Source organism: Roseateles flavus (assembly GCF_039872765.1).
Taxonomy (GTDB): Bacteria; Pseudomonadota; Gammaproteobacteria; order Burkholderiales; family Burkholderiaceae_C; genus Roseateles_B; species Roseateles_B flavus.
Window position 1 is genome coordinate 2,274 of sequence record NZ_JBDPZC010000032.1, and the last position, 2,531, is coordinate 4,804.

Annotated in this window: 1 protein-coding gene and 1 pseudogene; both read right to left on the bottom strand. The window is 70.2% G+C overall.

Features of this window, described 5'->3' with window-relative positions; all coding sequences use genetic code 11:
• Positions 1–309 (bottom strand): annotated as a pseudogene (locus ABDJ40_RS24510) (hypothetical protein); the annotation flags it as partial.
• The gene (locus ABDJ40_RS24515; protein ID WP_347613711.1) at positions 306–2,492 is read right to left on the bottom strand and encodes a type I secretion system permease/ATPase; all 2,187 of its coding nucleotides are present in this window, start codon (positions 2,490–2,492) and stop codon (positions 306–308) included. The gene ABDJ40_RS24515 and the pseudogene ABDJ40_RS24510, both read right to left, overlap by 4 nt.
• Between the last annotated feature and the right edge of the window lie 39 nt (positions 2,493–2,531).

The following is a 2,531-nucleotide window of genomic DNA, read 5'->3' on the forward strand; positions in this document are numbered from 1 at the left end:
GAGGCAGGCCCACAGCAGGGCGACGAGGAAGAGCCCGCACAGCACCCAGGCCGCACGGCGCGGGGCGGGGTGCGGCGGCGTCTCCTGCAGGGCCATGGCGGCGGGCAGGAAGGCGCGTTCGTCGGCCAGGCGCTTGGGGCCGGCCAGCTCCTCGCGCATGGCCCAGGCGGCGCGGAAGATGGCGGCGTAGCGGGCCAGCAACTCTCGCACGGGGTGGCGGGGTGCAGCGGCGGGTGCGGCTTGCTTGGCCTGCGCGGGCTGGGCCGCGGCATCCACGATGTCCACGGCGTTCTGAGGCGTCGTGCTCATGCCGTCCTCCCTTCCATGTGCGACGGCAGCGGCTGCTCCACGACGGGCGCCTCCGCGTCATCCACCCCGCCCTGCGCCTGCATGCGCCACAGATGCGCGTAAAGCCCTTGCGGGCGCTGCAGCAGCTGCTCGTGCGGGCCCATCTCCACGATGCGCCCGCGCTCCATCGCGATGATGCGGTCGGCGTGGCGCACTGCGCTCAGGCGGTGGGCGATGATGAAGACCGTGCGCCCCTGGCAGATCTGGCGCATGTTGTGCTGGATGATGGCCTCGCTCTCGTAGTCCAGCGCGCTGGTGGCCTCGTCGAAGATCAGGATGCGCGGCTGCGCGAACAGGGCCCGCGCGATGGCGATGCGCTGGCGCTGCCCGCCCGAGAGCCCCGCGCCCTGCTCGCCCACCACCGTGTCATAGCCCTCGGGCAGCTCGCTGATGAACTCGTGCGCCCCGGCCAGCTGGGCCGCCTGCATCACCAGCGCCAGCGGCGCGGCCGGGTCCGCGATGGCGATGTTCTCGCGCACGCTGCGGTTGAAGAGCATGTTGTCCTGCAGCACCACGCCCACCTGGCGGCGCAGCTGGGCGGCGTCTATCAGGGCGATGTCCTGCCCGTCCACCAGCACGCGGCCGGCCTCGGGCACATAGAGGCGCTGGATCAGCTTGGTCAGCGTGCTCTTGCCCGAGCCGCTGCGGCCCACGATGCCGATCACCTCGCCCGGCTGCACATCGAGGCTCAGCTCCTGCAGCACCGGCGGCGCGTCCGGCCGGTAGCGGAACGTGACGCGCTCCAGCGCCACGCGGCCTTGCAGCCGCGGCAGCGGGCTGGCGTTGTGCGCCGGCAGCTCCGTGCGGGTGTTGAGGATGTCGCCCAGGCGAGCCATCGAGAGGCCCGTCTGCTGGAACTCCGTCCACATATTGGCCAGCCGCATGATGGGCTGGGCCACGCGGCCGGCGAACATATTGAAGGCGATGAACATGCCTAGCGTCAGCTGGCCTTCCATCACCAGATGGGCGCCCCACCACAGCGTGGCGGCGTTGACCAGCTTGCCGATGAGGTTCACCGCCTCGTTGGCGTACTGCGCCAGCGTCTGCGTGCGGAAGCTCGCCGCCACATAGGCCGCCAGCTGCTCGTCCCAGCGCCGCGCCATCTGCGGCTCCAGCGCGCTGGCCTTCACCGTCTGGATGCCGGTGATGGTCTCCACCAGCAGGCTCTGGTTCTCGGCGCTGCGGGCGAACTTCTCGTTGAGCCGCGCGCGCAGCACCGGCACCACCACCAGGCTCACCGCAGCATACAAGGGCAGCGACAGCAGCACGATCAAGGTGAGCGTGCCGCTGTAGGCCAGCATCATCGCGATGAACACGACCGAGAACAGCACGTCCAGCAGCAGGGTCAGCGCATTGCCGGTGAGGAACTGGCGGATGTTCTCCAGCTCGCGCACCCGCGCCACGGAGTCCCCCACCCGGCGGGCCTGGAAGTAGGCCAGCGGCAGGTGCATGAGGTGGCGGAAGAGCCGTGCGCCCAGCTCCACGTCGATGCGGCTGGTGGTGTGGCTGAAGACGTAGCTGCGCAGCACGGTGAGCGTGCTCTCGAACAGCATGATCACCACCAGGCCGATCACCAGCACGTCCAGCGTCGAGAGGCCCTTGTGCACCAGCACCTTGTCCATCACCACCTGGAAGAACAGCGGGCTCACCAGCGCGAAGAGCTGCAGGAAGAGCGACACCAGCAGCACCTCGCCCAAGAGCCGGCGGTGCTTGACGATGCTGGGGATGAACCAGGAGAAGTCGAACTTGGCCAGGGCCCCCGCAAGGCTTGCGCGGCTGCTGATGAGGATGAGTTCACCGGACCAGGCGGAGGCGAAGTCCGCCAGCGGCTCGATGGTGGGGCGGGCCGCCTGCTCGGCGCCAGCGGCTGCAGCGCCTTGGGCCGGGTCCATGAACAGCACCCGCGGCCCGTCCGTCTGGGCCAGCACCACCACGCGGCCGTCCTTCATCAGGGCCAGGGCCGGCAGGGGCACCAGGCCCAGGCGTTCGGCGCTGCTGCGGCTCAGTTTGGCGCTCAGGCCCAGGTGCTTGGCGGCCAGCAGCAGATCCTGCGTGGACACCGCCTGGTGCTCACCCAGGCCCAGCTGATGGCGCAAGGCCTGGGGCTCCGCGGCCACCTGGTGCAAGCGGGCAATGATGGCCAAGGCCTGGAGGCACGCATGCGGCGGCGTGACTCCCCCTCC